Source organism: Cupriavidus sp. 01T418, from assembly GCF_056398885.1.
Genome location: NZ_JBFTQG010000036.1, coordinates 1 through 16099, shown reverse-complemented (window position 1 = coordinate 16099; position 16099 = coordinate 1). Strand labels below are relative to the sequence as shown.

The window sequence follows — 16099 nt, the reverse complement described above, 5'->3', positions numbered from 1 at the left end:
TCAAGGCTCATTCGAGACCGTGGGCCTTGCTTGCGTTTTCCAAACGGCCGATCGGGCTCTGATGATCATCCAGCCGGTCTCCTTCTGGTCGAGTAGAGGCGGCCCGGGCAGAGTCAAGGTCCAGAGCTGCCGGCGACATCCCGCTCATCCTGCCCGGCCGTCCCCATAGCAACCGGCGTCTGGTCGAGCAGGCGGCAATCCAGCACGGGGTCCGCTTGCGCGTGGCGCTGGAAGTGGACAGCGTTGCACTAACGAAGCGCCTGGTCAAGGCAGGATTGGGGTACTCCATACTGACTTATGTCGCCATCCAGCAAGAGATCGAATCGGGAGAATTGGTGGCGCACCGTATAGAGCGGCCGGCGATTCGCTCTACGGTCGCGATCACAACCCTGCGTGATCAGCCTCCCTCGCGCTTCGCAGAGGCATGGATGGCAATGATGCGCGAGAAGTTGCAGAACTTTATCGCGCACGCCACGTGGAGGTCAGACGTGGCTTGGCTGGACGATGTCGGTTCTGAACGCGCGCGCTGACTCTGAAGAGACGGCATGCACAGATATTTTGCTGCACCCGAATGACATTTCCAGATCGAGCATATCTGGTGAGCTTTTGGCTGTTGGCCATACTCTCCGAACGTCGCAGTTTGCAGATCACGCGCCAGTCAGCAAGGCTGGCTGAATGGCCGTTGTACCTTGGAAGCTGCCGCCGGAACCGCGCGGGGTCGAACGGCGGCAGAGGGTCGACAACAGCCTGTCGGGGGATCTAACTCCATCCATCCCTGATGTCCATAAGTTGTACCTTGAGGTGTGCGCGTCCATGGGCTGCACCTTACCGTTACCGGCTACCAGTTTCTACGAACCCAACTATGAGAGCGGGGCCAAGTCGGTTCGCTGGCGAATCTGGTTAAAGGACGAACCCGATTTCGCGATTGCGGGGCTATGGCGGGCCTGGCCGCGCGAGGCCGGCGCCGAGGTATTCAGCTTCACCATGCTGACGGTAAACTCAGACAAGCACCCACTGATGAATCGCTTCCATGCGCCGGGCAAAGAAAAACGGATGATTGTGATCGTGCCGCGGTCGGAATGGGATGACTGGTTGACGTGCCGGGGTCCGGATCTGGCGCGCAGCTTCATGCGGCCATACCCAGCAGAGCGGATGGATGCAGAGCCGGCGCCGCAGACCATCAAAGAGAAGGTATGACATCCTCCGAATAGCGCCCGGTACCGGCGAGGCCCTTTTCGCTCCCATCGGATGCAGGCGCGCACTAAGCTCCCTGCCTCGGAGGACCCAATTGCAGCCAACTGGGAAAGCGGGTATCGAACTCCTGCGGAGAAATATCTGCCAGATGCGAACATGCCTCATTCGGCAGCGCAATGCTGAGTTCCTTGTGCCATAGAACCAGTCCGGCCATCCTAACGACACGGACGCGCTCCTCTCTCGGAACGGGGTATGTGGAAATGTGTCCGGGAACTGCCACCAATAAAACGCGCCGGCGCAGCTCGTGACTGAACCATCCCGACGAGTCGCGTCGAACCAATACCATGGTCGCAACGTGCCGATGCAAGTAAAACGCTCGCAAGGCCAGAAGCATTAGAAACAGCACCGATACCCGCAACATGATGTAGCTCCGCTGTGATGCAGCTACTCCCATTAAATCTAGGGCCGCTAGCCAACTCGGCAAGTGTGACCACTAGGGAGCTTTTTGTATATCCGGCTTACTACTTGCAACACTCGCCACCTCACAGGCTTGCCGAAATCACCCCCCACACTAGGTAGGCTAGCGCCGGCACCAGCAGCCAGACCGCAATCGCAAGGTAGTACCGCATACCATGGTGCGGTGGGTTGGAGTGAAAGTGGTGGATCACTGATTTCATGGCGACCTCCAGAATACTTGCGAAGTACCCAAGCCCCTATTCGAGAATATGCCCCGGTCCTGTCTATTGCAAAGCAAAGCGCATGCCACGCTTTCATCATTCTGCCTTCCCGTGAGCCACACACTATGCAGGTGCCCAACTCCCACCGCTGGCCGGTCGGTCGGATGCTTTGATATTTTTGTCAAATCTGATGATATTGCGTGGAAATTGCTCTCTTTCCCACTTTCGAATAGATTGTTCCTAGAGGCTATTGCCTCTCCCCGGTTCTACGCTCCCCGTGTATGAATCCCGGCACGTAGAGGCGCGACACCAATCGCGCCTTCTTTTTTGCGGGCACACATTTTCAAGCTATCTATCGGGCTTTTCGCAATGCGGAATATGCGGCGAAAACTTCATCCTTGCCGAGGCCACTGCCGATGCCATAGAACGCCAGCGGCGGCAGATCTGGAAACTGGATCAGGCCCACGCCGACAATCATCGACGTGGTCGCGCCCAGCAGCGCCCGGCCAATGATCAGCCGGAATGTCAGGTGTTCATCGCTCGTGAGCAGCTTCCCCAGGGCGATCATCGCGCCCATTACGGCCAATATTGCCAGGTTCTTTTCGTGCTCTTGCATGTAACCCTCCCCGTTATCCCTTGATGAATTGCTTTGCGCGCGCCCAGCGTTCCTGGCGGTCGGCCAGCCCATTGAGGCCGCCGTTGATCTTGCGTGTCAGCGCTTCGAATGCACCGGCACTCGGGGGTGGCTCTTGCGCGCGGCGTTCTGCGCTGGAGATGGCAAAGGCCGCACACGACGGGCTTCGCCCATTATTAAGTGTTGGCTTACAACAACATGAGGATTAAGCGACGCCTATATCAGATCTTGATATGTTTAAATTCGCGCCTCGCAGCGGTAGCTGCTTCACCTTTCGCGCCGCTGCGCAGGACCGGATTAGTCGCCCCCGCGCGGTCCGGTCTATTTTTTTGCCTGCGGCGTCAGCGCTGGAAAGGGAAATGCCCGCAAGCGGCGGGCTGGGATGAGTCGGCGGACTACTAGATGTCGATCAGCACGGACAGGTCCTTGGCGCCGGTTCCAACGGTTATTAGGCGCAGGCTGATGTCCGAGAAACGGAGCGCAACCAGCAGGGCAGTCGGCCAGTCGGTGGATGCGAATTGCGCTCCGGCTGCGAACGTCAGCGAACGTCAGCGTCATGATGTCCGTGCCGTTGACGTTCACCACAGCCACGGTGTCCGTGGAACCGGGCGTCGCCAGCTTGGCGAACAACGTCCGGAACTCGCCGCCGCGCTGCAGGAGCGTGACCAACGGATACGTCGTCAGCGCGCCGTTTATGACTAGCTCAATTGGCTCCGGGACTTGCGTTCCCGGCCTCATCGCATCGGTCGCCAGCAGATAGCAGTACGTGCCGGTCGTGGTGAAGTCACGGCCCTGCTGCAAGAGCAGGTTGCCATTCTGCAGGCCGGCGCCAGCCCCAGCCATCGACAGCAGCCCTTGATCCGGATGCAGCAGCCAGTCGGAGGCTTTGAGGTTCCACGCGCTCAGTCCAGGCTCGCCGGGCATCGATCCTAGGATCACGTAGTTCGGCCCAGAGCCATAGATGATGCACTTCCGAATGACGGTGTATCTGCTGTCGCTCAGGATCGCCTTGGCGCCTGGAATCTTGGCGCACTTATGTCGATAGATTCCGATACGACCGCCACTCTGGAAATACGTTGGGCGACGCGCATTCAGCAGGATGCGGAGCATGCCGGCATTATTGATCGGCGCCTGGCCAGAGATCATCGCAAAGGCTGCGCTGCCATTTCGCGAGATGATGTCGCCAACACTGATGGACGCTTCCAACGTCACCGCCGAAGTCAATGTAGCCAGGGCCATTCCCGCCAAACCAGCCATCGGTGATCAGCTCGTAATCGTCTCCCTCCACCACCAGCGGATAGATGGTATGCGCACCAGCATAGTTCTGCGCCTGCGCATCGGCGGCGCGGCCGGCATGGTAGGCGGCCGGCTGGCTGGCCGGTGATTGCGACGATGCCCGCCAGCATGTCCAGCCTTCCGTGCTCGGGTGGGTCCAGCCGGTGAAGTCCATAACGGCGCCGTTGTTCAGGATCTGGCCGGCGTAGGAGTGGCCTGGCCGCGTTTGAAGTCTGTGGTCATGGGCACACCGCGCGGGGGCGCGCCCGGTGATGGGTTGGATCAGACGGGCTTTGTCGGCCAGGTGATAGCGCGCGGGAAGCCTGCCTGGGCGGTGACAGCACGCAAGTCCTTGCGGTACTGGCTCAGCGCCTTCAGGTGCAGCGTGTCGTCAGCGTCCAGTTCCCCAAGCACGAAGCCGTCATCAGCGGCGCGATCAGCCGGTCGGCCTCGGCCAGCAGCGCGTCTCGCTGGACGCGCGCGGCCGCGGCGAGCCGCTCGGTCTCCAGCGCCACATCTAGCGTCCATCCCTCGTTGACCCACTTATGCGCGGGCGACGGGCGCGGCTCGTCGGTCAGGAACGACGGGAGATCCCCCAGGCCGGTGTACTCGGCGCCGAGCATGAACGGCGCGCCGTCAGCGGTGCGGAAGAGCGGCTCGGCGCGGTAGTCGGGCACCAGCGTCCAGGCACCATCCCGCCAATTCTGCGGGGGCCGCCCGGTGGCCGCCAGATACAGCGCGACGCGGCGCTCACTGGCCGCCGGCGGCGCGGTCGGGGTGGCATAGCCGGGCACGATGGGGTCATCAGCCTTCAGCGGGTTGTCGTCGGTCAGGCCATTGCCAAGGAGCCCGCCGCTGACGGGATGATAGTTGTGGTTTCCATGTCGGTCCTCAGTACTTGATGCAGGCGAGCAGCGCGATATTGCGCGGGCGCGTTACGGTGCCAGTCGAGTTGCTGGTGGTCGAGTTGGCACCGCCCGCATTACCGTCCCCGCGCGCGGTACCGCCACCGCCGTCCGTTCCCAGCGTCGACGGACTGGCGTGCGCGTGAGGTGCGATGTCGGCGGCCTGAGCACTACCGAATGACCTGGTGCTGCGCGGCCCATGGCACGGCGGAGCGCCAGCGGGCTATGTCGAGGTCAGCACGATAGGTCCGGCAGGGAGCATCACTGAGATCGAAGCGAAGCAATATCACGCCGGCGCGCAAAGCAGCATTGGCTCCACGCGCATCGAAGGTAAGCGCCTGCGCCTGGTGCTGGCCGGCCGCCCTGCCGCGCTTGAAGCCGACAGCGCGCGCGATTGTGGAGGTGATGGGCACCACCCTGCTGCTGGCCGAGTCCGGCGAGACGTTCATGTTGTCGACGACGCCGGTCTGGGTGCGGCCGGTTGCTGTGGCGCTGTCGGTCGCGCAGACAGCGGAGGTGATGTAATGGGCTATTTTCCGAATAACAAACCGGCCACCGTCACAGATGCGGAAACGATAGCTATACCGAGAGCCCATTTCGAAATGCGGAGCGCTTGTCGCGCAGTCTCGGCTTGGTCCAGCGCTGCTCCTGCCGCCTGCTCCGTCGCCAGAAGCGCTCGTTCCTCGCGTATCCCGGCTCGCCGGCTGTCGATCCTAGCGAGATATGCCCGAGCATTCTCCAAACGCGTGTTGCCGAACGCGTGGCGCTCTACGTTCTGCCGGAATTCGTCCTCACTGTGTTTAGCAATCCAATCGAGTATTTCGTCATCGCTTTCGAAGTTCGCCATGGCTTGCCTCCCAACGTTTCGCAGGATCGTAGCATGCGAAGGAAGCGAGACGGATGGGGATGGCGGGGTGAGCCTATTCCTCGACGCCCGGAATGACGTCCACCGCGGCTCTGCCCGCCTCTTCCGCGACCCGATGCGCCCAGCGACGGGAGAACGGGCCGCCATGGACCTTGATTCGCTTGCCGAATGCTGCGGCGCCCGGCGGCTTCATCGGACCTTCGATCTGGAACCAGACATCGAACATGTCCTCGGAGGTGCTAACCAGATCAGCGTTGATCACGAACCCACGGTATTCGGTGAGGCGACTCATGACTATCACCCAAGGCTGACAAGGATCGTAGCTGACTAAAGAACGCCCCACCCTCTTCAGCGGCCCAATGGTGCGCGCGCTATACCCTCAATGCGGGCGTTCCAGGCGATCAACGTACTTCTGAGCCCACAGGATCGCGTTGTGCTGGGCATCCTCGCGCGTCGTGTAGAACCCAAGCGCGTCGGACTCTTCAATCACGCGGTGATCCATACTCACGCGCCCCAGGGCTGCAAACTCTCCGCTTCCCGACGGCTTTGCAAAACCCTCAACTATGTAACCTCGGTACTTTTCGATGGACATGGGGAACGTTTCTCCTATCGGCGCCTGAGGACGCTACGTTGCAATTTCAATGGCCACTTAATAAAGCCTAGCATGCAACGCCACGCCGTGCGGCCTGGACGCCGGCTCTGCATCCCCCTCGTTATGGGGGTAGCGATGAGGAGGACCGCGGCGTCAGCGAGAACACCAAAATTGAGTGGACCGACCACACTTTCAACCCCTGGTAGGGTTGCCAGAAAGTCGGCCCCGGCTGTGACCATTGCTATGTGGAGACGCGCAACGCTCGCTTCGGTGGCGGCACGGCCGTGAACTGGGGCCCGGGCGCACCGCGGCGCCGCAGCAGCGAATCAAACTGGCGCAAGCCACTGAAATGGAACGCTGACGCCGAGAGATTCTGGTTCGAGCACAACCGACGGCAACGCGTCTTCTGCGCCAGCCTAGCCGACGTGTTCGACAACGCCGTGGATCCGGCCTGGCGCGTAGACCTACTTGAACTGATTGCGGCGACACCGAATCTCGACTGGCTGCTTCTGACGAAGCGAATCGGCAACGCACACGCCATGCTGGACGAAGCGCTCGGCGTACTGTCACATGGTCTTACCGAATGGGCGGATGTGCCCTGGCATAACCTGTGGCTCGGTGCACCATCAGCAACCAGGCCGAGGTCAACCGCGACATCCCGAAGCTGATGGCCGTGCCGGCGCGCGTGCGCTTCCTGAGCATGGAGCCGCTGCTGGGGCCGGTGGATCTGCGCTTCCCAACGATGTTGTGAGGCGGTGATCGGTGCAACCACTGCTGTAACGGGGATCGATGCGACGACCCGGATCACTACGACCACGCGCGCTGCCCATTCTGCCGCGGCACCGGGCGCCAGAAGATCGTGGATTGGGTGATCGTCGGCGGCGAGAGCGGCGCCAGCGCCCGCCCGATGCATCCGGACTGGGCCCGGAGCCTGCGCGACCAGTGCGCTGCGGCCGGCGTGCCGTTCTTATTTAAGCAGCATGGCGAGTGGGCGCCGAACTGCCTGTGCAATTCCGCGCACGCGCATGCCGACACACCGCGCCCCGAGCCCCGCAAGCCTGGCGTCATGTTCCGCTGCGGCAAGAAGGCCGCCGGTCGCCTGCTCGATGGTGTGCAACACGATGGATTCCCGGGGAGCGCGGCATGACCAGCCACAAGACGCCCTGGAACCCGTCGCGCCGCGCCCTTGTGCGCGTCAAGAACCCGCTGCCGGCGCCGACGCATTGCCTATTCTCCGCCGCGCCGGTGGTAATCGCCAATCTACGGTCGCGAGTATGGCGGTTGGCCGTGGGCCTACCGCTGCACGGGCAAGAACTGCCACGCCTACGTGGGCATGCATCCGTTCACGAACATCCCGCTGGGCACCCTGGCGGATGCGCCGACGCGGCAGGCCCGGACGCGCACGAAGTCGGTATTCAACCCGATCTGGGAGAGCCGGCGCATGACGCGCTCGGAGGCTTACATCTGGCTGGCCGGGCAACTCGGCATCGCTAATGTCGAGGAATGCCACATTGGATGGTTTGACGTGCAGACGTGCCAGCGCGTGGTGGTCGTGTGCCAGCAACTCGCCAAGGAAGCGAAGCGGATGGGGGTGACAGCATGACCCTCACAGCCTCATTTAACCCATCTCCTTATACAGAAGTACCGCCGGCCAGAGCGAAGGTGCGAGGCAGAAGTGGATGGATGTCGAGGCAGAGGGGGGTTGTATAGCGCCAGGATAAGACTGGGAGTGGGGGAAGTACCGAAGTATGGGCGGAAACCATTCGTTGGATTCCAGAGGGTTCGACTCCCTCCCGGCAAAGCCTAACCGGCGGCCGCGAAGCGAGCTTTGCATGCGAATGCGGTAACGGGCGTTGTTGCATTAATCGAATCTGAAGACAAAATGACCCCCCTGATCCGAAAATCAGGCAATGCGGACGGACTGCGGGCGTGCGAGAGCCGCCATGCGGTTGAGCACGCCCACGCGGATCGCCACCTCGGTTGCTTGCGAGCCGATGCCGCGTGCCCACAGGCGATTGCCCGTGAGCGTCGTGAGCCGATACATCAGGTTCTCGACCAGCGAGCGGCGGTGGTAGCCGCAGGCCTTCTTCCATTTCCCTCGCCCGTTTCGCGCAATGGCGTCGATGGCTTCGTTGCGCCACTGCGCGCCAGGCGTTCTCTCAGACCAAGGCGCAGCCCCTTCGCGCGGAGGGATCGACGGTTGCGCGCCGCGGGCCTCGATTTGAGCGTGGCACTGCCTCGTGTCATACGCACCGTCACCGCCGACGGTTCCGATGGGCACGTCTGCGGGGATCTGATCGAGCAGATCGGGCAACACGTCGGCATCCGGAGCATCCTGGTGAGTCATCAGTGCCGCGGATACCTGGCCGGTCTTCGCGTCCAGAGCCAGATGCACCTTGCGCCAGGTGCGCCGCTTCGAATAGCCGTGTTTGCGCACCTTCCATTCGCCTTCGCCATACAGCTTCACGCCGGTGCTGTCCACCAGCAGGTGCATCGGTTCGCCGGTGTACGAGGCGGGCAATGTCACCTCAAGCTCCTGAGCGCGGCGGCTCAACGTCGTGTAGTTGGGTACCGGCAGGTCGAGAAAAGCGAGCTCGCGCAGGCTACGCGCGAAACCCTGAAGGGCCCGCAGAGGCAGATGGAAGACTTGCTTGAGCCCGAGCAGCATCTGAATCGCTGCGTCCGGGTAGACGTGCGGCCGCCCCCGCCTGGGCGCTCCGCCCTGGGGCGCCATGTTCAGTACGCTCTGGTCAATCCACATCGTCACGTCGCCCCTGGCAATCAAGCCAGCGTTGTACTGCGCCCAGTTCCTGACGCGATAGACGCCTTTGGGCTCGCTTCGCTTGTGTACATCCTTGCGCATCTTCTCGGGAAAAGATCGAGAATCTACGCAAGTCCGCGAAGAGTTAACAGAGGTACCAGCCTAACTGTTGCGCGTAAACGTCAGCCCGCGCGGCAGCCGGATTTATGCAACAACACCGCGGTAACGCACTACTTGAAGCGTAAGCAGCAGGTACTAAAGACCTTATAGCGTGGATTGGGATGCTATCCCCTAGATGCCGGCCCCGACGATCAAGACATCGAAATGTTCGGACGCCTTCGACCCGGCCTTTTCGGGAAACACTCGTTCTGTCATTCATTTACCCCAACTTGTAGATTGATTGGCGGACCGACTCCTATTGCAGGCCACCAACGCCCGGAAAGACGATCACGCTGCGTGCGACATGTCCTGATTGCATCGCGCTGAAGCCCTCGTTGATCGCGTCCAGCGGCAGACGCCGCGAGATCAGTTCGTCCAGCAGCAGCTTTCCCTGCATGTACAGTTCGACCAGCCTGGGGATATCGAGGCTCAGGCGATTCGAGCCCATCAGGGATCCCTGAATGCGCTTTTCGCGGAGGAAATCCGTGGCCGGCAACTCGATCTTGAGTCCCGGCTTGAACAGGCCGATCACCGTAGCGGTCCCGCCCGGTGCCAGCATCGCATAGCACTGCTCGGCGGTCTCCTTGCGGCCGATACATTCGAAAGCGTGGTCCACGCCCCCTCCGGTCAGGGCCAGGACCCGCTCGGCCGCATCGGAATCCGCCGCGTTGACGACGTCCGTGGCACCGAATTTCCGCGCCATTTCGAGCTTGTCGGGGAGCATGTCGACGGCAATGATGCGGGCGGCGCCGGCAATGGCCGCGCCGTTGACTACGGACAGCCCGACTCCGCCGCATCCGACCACAACCACGCTGCTGCCGGGCGCTACCTTCGCGCTATGGAATACGGCTCCGGTTCCTGTGATGACGGCGCAGCCAAGCAGCGCAGCGCGGTCCAGCGGCATGTCATGGCGGATCTTCACCAGTGCATTCGCATGGACCAGGATTTTTTCCGCGAATCCCGAGAGTTGAATACCTGGCTGACAGGATTGCCGGCCAGCGTCAGGCGACTGGCCTTCCCGGGCGGCATCTTCACCTCCGGATCCTGGCACAGGACCTGGTGGCCGGACACGCACACTGGACAGTGGCCACAGTAGACGGAAAGGCATCCCACCACGTGGTCGCCCGGACGCAGTCCGGAAACGTGCGAGCCAACCGCCTCCACCACGCCCGATACTTCATGCCCCAGCACGGCTGGGAGCGGCAAGGGATAAGTGCCCTGCATCATATGCAGATCGCTATGACACAGACCCACGGCCGCAGTGCGCACCAGCACCTCATGCGGGGCCGGTTGCCCGATGGCGATTTCATGAATGGCAAGCGGTGCGCCAACTTGCTCCAGTAGAGCCGCTTTCATTTGTCTCTCTCCTTGGTCTGGCTGCGTTGCGCTACACCCCGGGGCAACCGGAAGGGCTCGCTGCAGTTGCGGAACGTCAGTATCTTGCAGCCTGGGACCCCCGCGTCCGCCATCGACCGGCAGGGCCGCGCCGGGCCCCTTCATGCTCAGCACCCGCGAAGTCAATCAATCCAGCGTCAGATGAGCCGTCCGGATGACTTCTCCCCACTGCTTTCGCTCGCTTGCCACGAATGCGGCGAACTTCTCTGGTGGCTGGCCTCCCGCAACGCCCCCCATTTCGCGGATCTGGGCCTGCAGCTCCGGATCGCGCATGACCACGGCAAGCTGCTGCTCCAACTGGGAGACGACCGCCGGCGGCGTCTTGGCAGCAACGAAGATGCCGATCCACGCAGTCGAGAGGAAACCGTCAAAGCCGGCCTCCACCATCGTGGGTGCCTCTGGCAGGCTCGGCATGCGCTGCGCCGAAGTCACGGCGAGCGCGCGCAGCTTTCCCGAGCGGATATGCGGCAGTGCCTGTGTCAGGTTGTCGAACTGGAATGTCGTTTCCCCTGCCACCAATGCCGTGGTGGCAGGCGTGGAACCCTTGTATGGCACGTGAATGGCATCGGTGCCGGTGCGCATCTTGAAGAGTTCGCCCACAAGATGGCTGGTCTGGCCAATACCAGCTGAGCCGAAGGAAAGTCTACCGGGTTGTTGCCTGAGTTGCGCGACCAGGTCGGCCACGCTCCTGATGGGCGACTGGGCATTTACCACCAAGACATTGGGAAAGGCGATGATGTCGGTGACCGGGGTCAGATCCGACGGCGCATAGGTGAGGTGCTTGTAGGCGCTATAGTTGATCGCTTGCGGGCCGACATTGCCCGCCAGCAACGTGTAGCCGTCGGCCGGCGCACGCAGCGCTGCCTGCGTTCCGATGATGCCGCCGCTGCCGGGGCGGTTGTCGACGACGACGGACTGCCCGAGGCGCGCGCTGAGTTTCCTGGCCAGCAGCCGGATTGGAATATCGATGGTGCCACCTGCCGCGCCCGGCACAACGATTGTGACCGGCCGCTTTGGCCATGTCGTATCCGGCTGCGTGCCGGCAGTGGCAGACAGCGCCGTCGCGGTCAGGGCGCAGACGAGCGAAAGGGCGAGGTGCTTTTTCGGGGGCGTTGCATGCATAGGTCTTCTCCACTTGGTTCCGTCGATGTCCTTGCCGTACTACATTGGGGGAGCGTACATGGTGGCGGCAAAGCGCCCGAGATGCGTGGCGGCATTGCCCAAAAGCAGCTCATTGCCGATCAGCCGCTTGCTGTAATGGCTGATGGCTGTCTCGTCCTGCAGGCCGATGGCGCCATGCAACTGCAAGACATCCAGTGCGATACTGCGGCCGGCGGTACCGGTCATGTACTTGGCCGCGCTGACGCGGCGCTCGCGTTCCGCCGGTTGCACGGTATCCCAGTCTGCCAGTGCCTGCCGCACCAGATGGTGCGCGTTGTTCCATGCGCGGTAGTGTTCAGCCACGCGGTGCTGGAGGACCTGTTGTTCCGACAAGGTGCGACCGAATTGCTTGCGTGTACGCAGGTATTCGACCGTGATGCCCAGTGCGCGCCGCATGGCGCCGACGCTCTCCGCGCAGAGCGCTACCGTGGCCAGTGCCAGGGCCTGTCGAATGGACGCGGGGGCATGTTCGGGGCCGGCGAGCAATGCGGCGCGCGTCAGCACCACGCCGTCCAGGTGCAGGTCAGCCGCGCTGCGCCCGTCGTGGAGCTGATAAACGCGTTTGCCAATGCCGCCGATGTTTGCCGGCACGTCGAACAGGCCGATGCCGCCGTCACTCAGACACGCTGCCACGACAAAGCGATGGGCCTGGGCGCCACCCATCACCATCGGATTGACACCATCCAGAAGCCAGCCTTCGCCGGTGCGCTGCGCCGTGATCTTCGGCCGCGGTATCCGGCCATCGCCGGCGCCGTCACCGCAAGCCAGCGCGCAGCGGGTCTGTCCGCTCGCCAGAGCCGCCAACAGCGCGTCGCGGACTGGGCCATGCGGCGCGGCGAGCAGCGCCTGCGTGGCGAGCACCGCGCTCCACGGCAGCGGTTCCAGAACCAGCGCTTCGCCCAGCGCTTCGATGATCGGCAGCAGGTCTGCAATGGTGTTGCCCAGGCCTCCGGCTGCCTCCGGAATGGCCAGGCCGGTCAGGCCAAGTTCGGCCAGGCCGGTCCACGCTGCTTCATCGAAGCCTCCATGCGTGCCGATGATCTTCTGCCTGCGCTCGAAGCTGTAGTGCTTGCCCAGCCAGCGGCGTACGGTATCGGCCATCATGGCCTGCTGTTCGCCCAGGTGATCGGCACGCGGGCCGTCGATTTCGGTCTGTCCGGCAAAGATCGCCTTGGCGATGATCTGGAGCTGTATCTCGGAGGAGCCGCCGGCCAGTGAACTGCCGCGGTAACGCCACATGTGCAGGGCCAGGTTCCCGGCGTGCCCGGTCAGCCCGTCGCCTGGCCTGCCCTCGACGGCTTCCGGATCGAACGCCAGGGACGCGGTGCCATGGGCATCCATGCTGAACAGGTGCAGGTCCTGCAGCAACTGGATGCCTTCGAGTTTCAGCAGGGAAGCTTCCAGTTGGGGACTACCGCCTTGCGCGGCCTGCTGCACGGCAGGCCACCACGCCGCCTCGAGTGCGCGCATGCGAATGTCCAGGGTGGCGTGGCGGCGCCTGAACAGGGCGTGCTCCATGCGTAGCGCCGGATCGTCGCCGCCGTGCTGCTGCTCGACCAGCACCGCGGCTCGGGAGAGTTCTGCCTTGCACTCGGCCACCCGTGCCACAAACAGGCGCTCGATGACCAGCAGGCCCTTGGCGATGGCCCAGCCTGAATTCTCCATACCGACCAGGTTTGCGGCCGGGACACGCACATCATCAAAGAACATCTGGACGTGAAGGTGCGAGCCATTGATATAGCGGATGGGACGTACCGTCACGCCGGGCGAGCGCAGATCGATCAGCAGCACCGAAATCCCGTTCTGCTTGCGTTGCGCGGCAGTGTCCGTGCGTGCCAGCACCAGAGCCCAGTTGGCCCAATGCCCGAGGCTCTGCCAGATCTTGGTGCCATTGACGACCCACATATCGCCATCGCGGCGCGCTACAGTGCGCAGCGATGCCAGGTCCGAGCCGGCATCGGGCTCGGAGTACCCCTGCGCCCAGAAGTCGTCGAAGGTGAGCATGCCGGGCAAGAAGCGCCGGCATTGTTCAGGCGTGCCATGGCGGATCAGCGTAGGGCCGATCGTGTCGATACCCAGGTTCTCCACATAGGGCGCGTCGCTTGCAGCGAGTTCCTCCCGGAAAATGGCCTGCTCCACCAGCGACCAGCCCGGGCCGCCGTGCTCGCGTGGCCAACCGGGCGCAGCCCAGCCGCGCGCGTGCAGGATGCGGTGCCATCTGGCAGCCTGCTCGCGCGTGACGAGGCAGTGCGCGCGCGTGGCGGCGCGGATGTCGGGCGGAACTGCCTCGTGCAGGAAATCGCGGATCTGCTTGCGCAATGTTTCCAGAGAGCTACCGGGCGTGCCGGTGTTCGGGAAATCTGGCATGGTCATTCCTTCTATGAGAACGCTATTGGATCTGTGTGCCGCCCGAACGGGGCTCCCGTCCTGTATCAGGCCCGGCGTTCGTGGCGAACTTCGGCGCATCTTCGACGTACGTGCCACAGCCAGTGTTCTGACGCTCGATCAGCGCAGCAAGGATGCCGCTTTAGGCATGCATGCCGGGCCGGGATCGACAGGCGAGAAGCTTGCTCGCGCGGGCGGCCCACCGGCCTCCCATCGTGCAGATCATGCCGCCGAATGCCTGCAGCACGACGTCGTTGCAGGGCTTTGCGCCAAGCGGTCCGGTGCGGCCTTCAGGAAAGTACAGCGGTTCAGTCTCATCGTGTCTCCGCGCGATATCTTTGCCGGGATCCGCCGACTTTCGCGGCAGTGGCCCCACTATTGCCCCGGCGCCCTTAAATGTCCAAGATCGTTTTTTGATGCCGGATATAGAATCTGGATATACCCCGCCTGCCGGCGAATTGCTGGTGGTGCCGCAAGGCGAGCCGCGCATTGCGGCCAGGTACGTGCTGCTGCGCGACCGGCCGGACCTCGGTAGAATCGCTCACGGCGTCGCACGCAAGATGCGCCGCCTTGCCCCATGCCGGTGCAGTATCCCGCGCGCCGAGCGGCGCGGCCGGCATGTCCGCACGGACCCAAGGAAAACAACATGAGCGACGAGAGTTTGACCCCCTCTCCCGAGAGCAAGCCTGTTCTCGACTACGCATGCGGAGACGCGCCGGCGCCAGGCAGCGCGGTTGAGATCGTGCCGGGCGTGCTATGGATCCGCATGCCCATGCCGTTTGCGCTGAGCCATATCAACCTGTGGGCGGTGCGCGACGGCAAGGGGTGGGCCGGGGTCGACGCCGGGTTGCAAACCAGCGAAACCGCCGCCGCCTGGCGCGATCTCTTCGCGCAGGAGGGCGCGCTGGCGGACGGCCTGACCCGGCTCTTCGTCACGCACATGCACCCCGACCATATCGGCATGGCCGGCTGGCTGACCCGCAAGTTCGCCTGCCGCCTGTGGATGACCCGGCTGGAGTACCTGAACTGCCGCGTGCTCGCGGCGGACACGGGCCGCGAGGCGCCCGAAGACGGCGTGCGCTTTTATCGCCGCGCGGGCTGGGACGACAACGCCATCGAGGCCTACCGCGTGCGCTTTGGCGGCTTCGGCAAGTACGTCCATGCCTTGCCCGACAGCTACCGGCGCTTGCGCGATGGCGAGAACCTGACGATTGGCGAGCACCAGTGGCGGGTCGTGGTTGGCAACGGCCACTCGCCCGAACACGCCTGCCTGTATAGCGAGGCATTGAAGATCCTGATCAGCGGCGACCAGATCCTGCCGCGCATCTCTTCCAATGTCTCCGTCTTCCCGACCGAGCCCGATGCCGATCCGATGGGCGACTGGCTGGCGTCGCTCGCCAAGCTGCGCCAGGAAGTACCGGACGACGTACTGGTGCTGCCGGCGCACAACGAGCCGTTCCGTGGCCTGCACGCGCGCGTCGCTTACCTTGAGCGCAGCCAGCATCAAGCGCTCGACCGGCTGCGCGCGGCGCTGACCGAGCCAAGGCGGGCGGTGGATGTGTTCGGCGAGCTGTTCTCCCGTCCCATCGGTGGCGAGCCCGCGCTGCTGGGCATGGCAACCGGCGAGAGCATTGCCCACCTGAACTATCTCGTGCATCGGGAAGAGGCCGTGATGGAGGTGGGCGCGGACGGCATCGCGCGGTATCGCAAGGCTTGATGGCCCGGTGGATGGGGCGGGCAGGACGGCCAGGTTCAGACGTCGTTGACCGCCGTCCGCTCGCCACTCTCTTCACTACGTCCAGATCCTGCTGTTGGCGATCGTTAATTCTGGGAGTGGAAAGAGATTGGGGGAGGCGCTCGTCTACGTGCTCAATCGGAGCTCTGGCGATCGGAAGTATGGGTACTTGTCGAAAAATCGCTCCTCCAGCTTGCCATCTATTGAGACTTGCATAAATGATGACATCACCACAACTCGGCCTGCTTCCAGCACGCGGCAATGATGTTGGCGCGTTGCTGTGCGCTGCGCAGCCGATTGCGGGCGGTCGTTTTGAGTTCGGCGAGCGAGTGTGGGCAGTAGTTGGCCAGAGCATGGCGGC

The 16099-nt window shown here is 63.2% G+C and carries 16 protein-coding genes and 3 pseudogenes; 5 read left to right on the top strand and 14 right to left on the bottom strand.

All coding sequences use genetic code 11. From position 1 onward, the window contains the following. The first annotated feature begins 137 nt into the window (after nt 1–137). On the top strand, nt 138–530 hold the full coding sequence (locus tag AC1DQ3_RS26675) for a LysR substrate-binding domain-containing protein (RefSeq protein WP_477123201.1): 393 nt from the start codon (nt 138–140) through the stop codon (nt 528–530). A 145-nt stretch (nt 531–675) separates the two neighbouring features. After that, nucleotides 676–1197, top strand: a complete 522-nt coding sequence (locus AC1DQ3_RS26670; protein ID WP_477123159.1) for an SOS response-associated peptidase family protein — start codon at nt 676–678, stop codon at nt 1195–1197. A 1026-nt stretch (nt 1198–2223) separates the two neighbouring features. On the opposite strand, the gene AC1DQ3_RS26665 is transcribed toward AC1DQ3_RS26670, so the two are convergent. From AC1DQ3_RS26665 to AC1DQ3_RS26625, 9 genes are all read right to left on the bottom strand, one after another. Next, nucleotides 2224–2487 carry a phage holin family protein gene (locus AC1DQ3_RS26665; protein WP_477123158.1) on the bottom strand — a complete coding sequence of 88 codons (264 nt, stop codon included), beginning with the start codon at nt 2485–2487 and terminating at the stop codon, nt 2224–2226. Nucleotides 2488–2826: 339 nt separating this feature from the next. Then, entirely contained in the window at nt 2827–3651 is an 825-nt protein-coding gene (locus AC1DQ3_RS26660) for a hypothetical protein (protein ID WP_477123157.1), read from the bottom strand. Next, entirely contained in the window at nt 3623–3955 is a 333-nt protein-coding gene (locus AC1DQ3_RS26655) for a hypothetical protein (RefSeq protein ID WP_477123156.1), read from the bottom strand. The genes AC1DQ3_RS26660 and AC1DQ3_RS26655 overlap by 29 nt, the downstream gene beginning before the upstream one ends. 107 nt (nt 3956–4062) lie before the next feature. Continuing rightward, complete coding sequence (locus AC1DQ3_RS26650; RefSeq protein WP_477123155.1) at nt 4063–4194, bottom strand: phage tail assembly chaperone; 132 nt, start codon at nt 4192–4194, stop codon at nt 4063–4065. Further along, a complete protein-coding gene (locus tag AC1DQ3_RS26645; protein ID WP_477123154.1) occupies nt 4155–4574 on the bottom strand; it encodes a tail fiber assembly protein in 420 nt (139 codons plus the stop codon). The genes AC1DQ3_RS26650 and AC1DQ3_RS26645 overlap by 40 nt, the downstream gene beginning before the upstream one ends. A 281-nt stretch (nt 4575–4855) precedes the next feature. After that, the gene (locus AC1DQ3_RS26640; protein WP_477123202.1) at nt 4856–5098 is read right to left on the bottom strand and encodes a hypothetical protein; all 243 of its coding nucleotides are present in this window, start codon (nt 5096–5098) and stop codon (nt 4856–4858) included. A gap of 116 nt (nt 5099–5214) precedes the next feature. After that, entirely contained in the window at nt 5215–5532 is a 318-nt protein-coding gene (locus tag AC1DQ3_RS26635) for a hypothetical protein (protein ID WP_477123153.1), read from the bottom strand. Between the two features lie 73 nt (nt 5533–5605). Then, nucleotides 5606–5842, bottom strand: coding sequence for a hypothetical protein (locus tag AC1DQ3_RS26630; RefSeq protein WP_477123152.1), 237 nt, complete (start codon nt 5840–5842; stop codon nt 5606–5608). Nucleotides 5843–5929: 87 nt separating this feature from the next. Then, nucleotides 5930–6142 (bottom strand): hypothetical protein, encoded by a 213-nt coding sequence (locus AC1DQ3_RS26625; protein ID WP_477123151.1) that lies wholly within the window; start codon nt 6140–6142, stop codon nt 5930–5932. A 245-nt stretch (nt 6143–6387) separates the two neighbouring features. On the opposite strand from AC1DQ3_RS26625, the pseudogene AC1DQ3_RS26620 reads away from it, so the two are divergent. Beyond that, nucleotides 6388–7289, top strand: a pseudogene (locus AC1DQ3_RS26620) (phage Gp37/Gp68 family protein). Between the two features lie 111 nt (nt 7290–7400). Further along, entirely contained in the window at nt 7401–7745 is a 345-nt protein-coding gene (locus AC1DQ3_RS26615; RefSeq protein WP_477123200.1) for a zinc-finger-containing protein, read from the top strand. A 300-nt stretch (nt 7746–8045) separates the two neighbouring features. Here the strand turns inward: AC1DQ3_RS26615 and AC1DQ3_RS26610 are convergent, their stop codons facing one another. The 4 genes and pseudogenes from AC1DQ3_RS26610 to AC1DQ3_RS26595 form a co-directional block, all read right to left on the bottom strand. Continuing rightward, on the bottom strand, nt 8046–9005 hold the full coding sequence (locus tag AC1DQ3_RS26610; protein WP_477123150.1) for an IS5 family transposase: 960 nt from the start codon (nt 9003–9005) through the stop codon (nt 8046–8048). Between the two features lie 313 nt (nt 9006–9318). Then, nucleotides 9319–10418 (bottom strand): annotated as a pseudogene (locus tag AC1DQ3_RS26605) (Zn-dependent alcohol dehydrogenase). A gap of 165 nt (nt 10419–10583) precedes the next feature. Beyond that, nucleotides 10584–11579 carry a Bug family tripartite tricarboxylate transporter substrate binding protein gene (locus tag AC1DQ3_RS26600; RefSeq protein WP_477123149.1) on the bottom strand — a complete coding sequence of 332 codons (996 nt, stop codon included), beginning with the start codon at nt 11577–11579 and terminating at the stop codon, nt 10584–10586. A 39-nt stretch (nt 11580–11618) separates the two neighbouring features. Further along, complete coding sequence (locus AC1DQ3_RS26595; protein WP_477123148.1) at nt 11619–13985, bottom strand: acyl-CoA dehydrogenase family protein; 2367 nt, start codon at nt 13983–13985, stop codon at nt 11619–11621. 664 nt (nt 13986–14649) lie between these two features. On the opposite strand from AC1DQ3_RS26595, the gene AC1DQ3_RS26590 reads away from it, so the two are divergent. After that, nucleotides 14650–15720, top strand: coding sequence for an MBL fold metallo-hydrolase (locus AC1DQ3_RS26590; RefSeq protein WP_477123147.1), 1071 nt, complete (start codon nt 14650–14652; stop codon nt 15718–15720). A gap of 245 nt (nt 15721–15965) precedes the next feature. Here the strand turns inward: AC1DQ3_RS26590 and AC1DQ3_RS26585 are convergent. Beyond that, nucleotides 15966–16099: pseudogene (locus AC1DQ3_RS26585) on the bottom strand (IS630-like element ISCARN39 family transposase); the annotation flags it as partial.

Coding starts and splice junctions, on each gene's coding strand:
- AC1DQ3_RS26665 (WP_477123158.1), bottom strand. CDS start 2,487: ATGCAAGAGCACGAAAAGAACCTGGCAATATTGGCCGTAATGGGCGCG.
- AC1DQ3_RS26630 (WP_477123152.1), bottom strand. CDS start 5,842: ATGAGTCGCCTCACCGAATACCGTGGGTTCGTGATCAACGCTGATCTG.
- AC1DQ3_RS26660 (WP_477123157.1), bottom strand. CDS start 3,651: ATGATCTCTGGCCAGGCGCCGATCAATAATGCCGGCATGCTCCGCATC.
- AC1DQ3_RS26600 (WP_477123149.1), bottom strand. CDS start 11,579: ATGCATGCAACGCCCCCGAAAAAGCACCTCGCCCTTTCGCTCGTCTGC.
- AC1DQ3_RS26635 (WP_477123153.1), bottom strand. CDS start 5,532: ATGGCGAACTTCGAAAGCGATGACGAAATACTCGATTGGATTGCTAAA.
- AC1DQ3_RS26610 (WP_477123150.1), bottom strand. CDS start 9,005: ATGCGCAAGGATGTACACAAGCGAAGCGAGCCCAAAGGCGTCTATCGC.
- AC1DQ3_RS26625 (WP_477123151.1), bottom strand. CDS start 6,142: ATGTCCATCGAAAAGTACCGAGGTTACATAGTTGAGGGTTTTGCAAAG.
- AC1DQ3_RS26670 (WP_477123159.1), top strand. CDS start 676: ATGGCCGTTGTACCTTGGAAGCTGCCGCCGGAACCGCGCGGGGTCGAA.
- AC1DQ3_RS26655 (WP_477123156.1), bottom strand. CDS start 3,955: ATGGACTTCACCGGCTGGACCCACCCGAGCACGGAAGGCTGGACATGC.
- AC1DQ3_RS26590 (WP_477123147.1), top strand. CDS start 14,650: ATGAGCGACGAGAGTTTGACCCCCTCTCCCGAGAGCAAGCCTGTTCTC.
- AC1DQ3_RS26595 (WP_477123148.1), bottom strand. CDS start 13,985: ATGCCAGATTTCCCGAACACCGGCACGCCCGGTAGCTCTCTGGAAACA.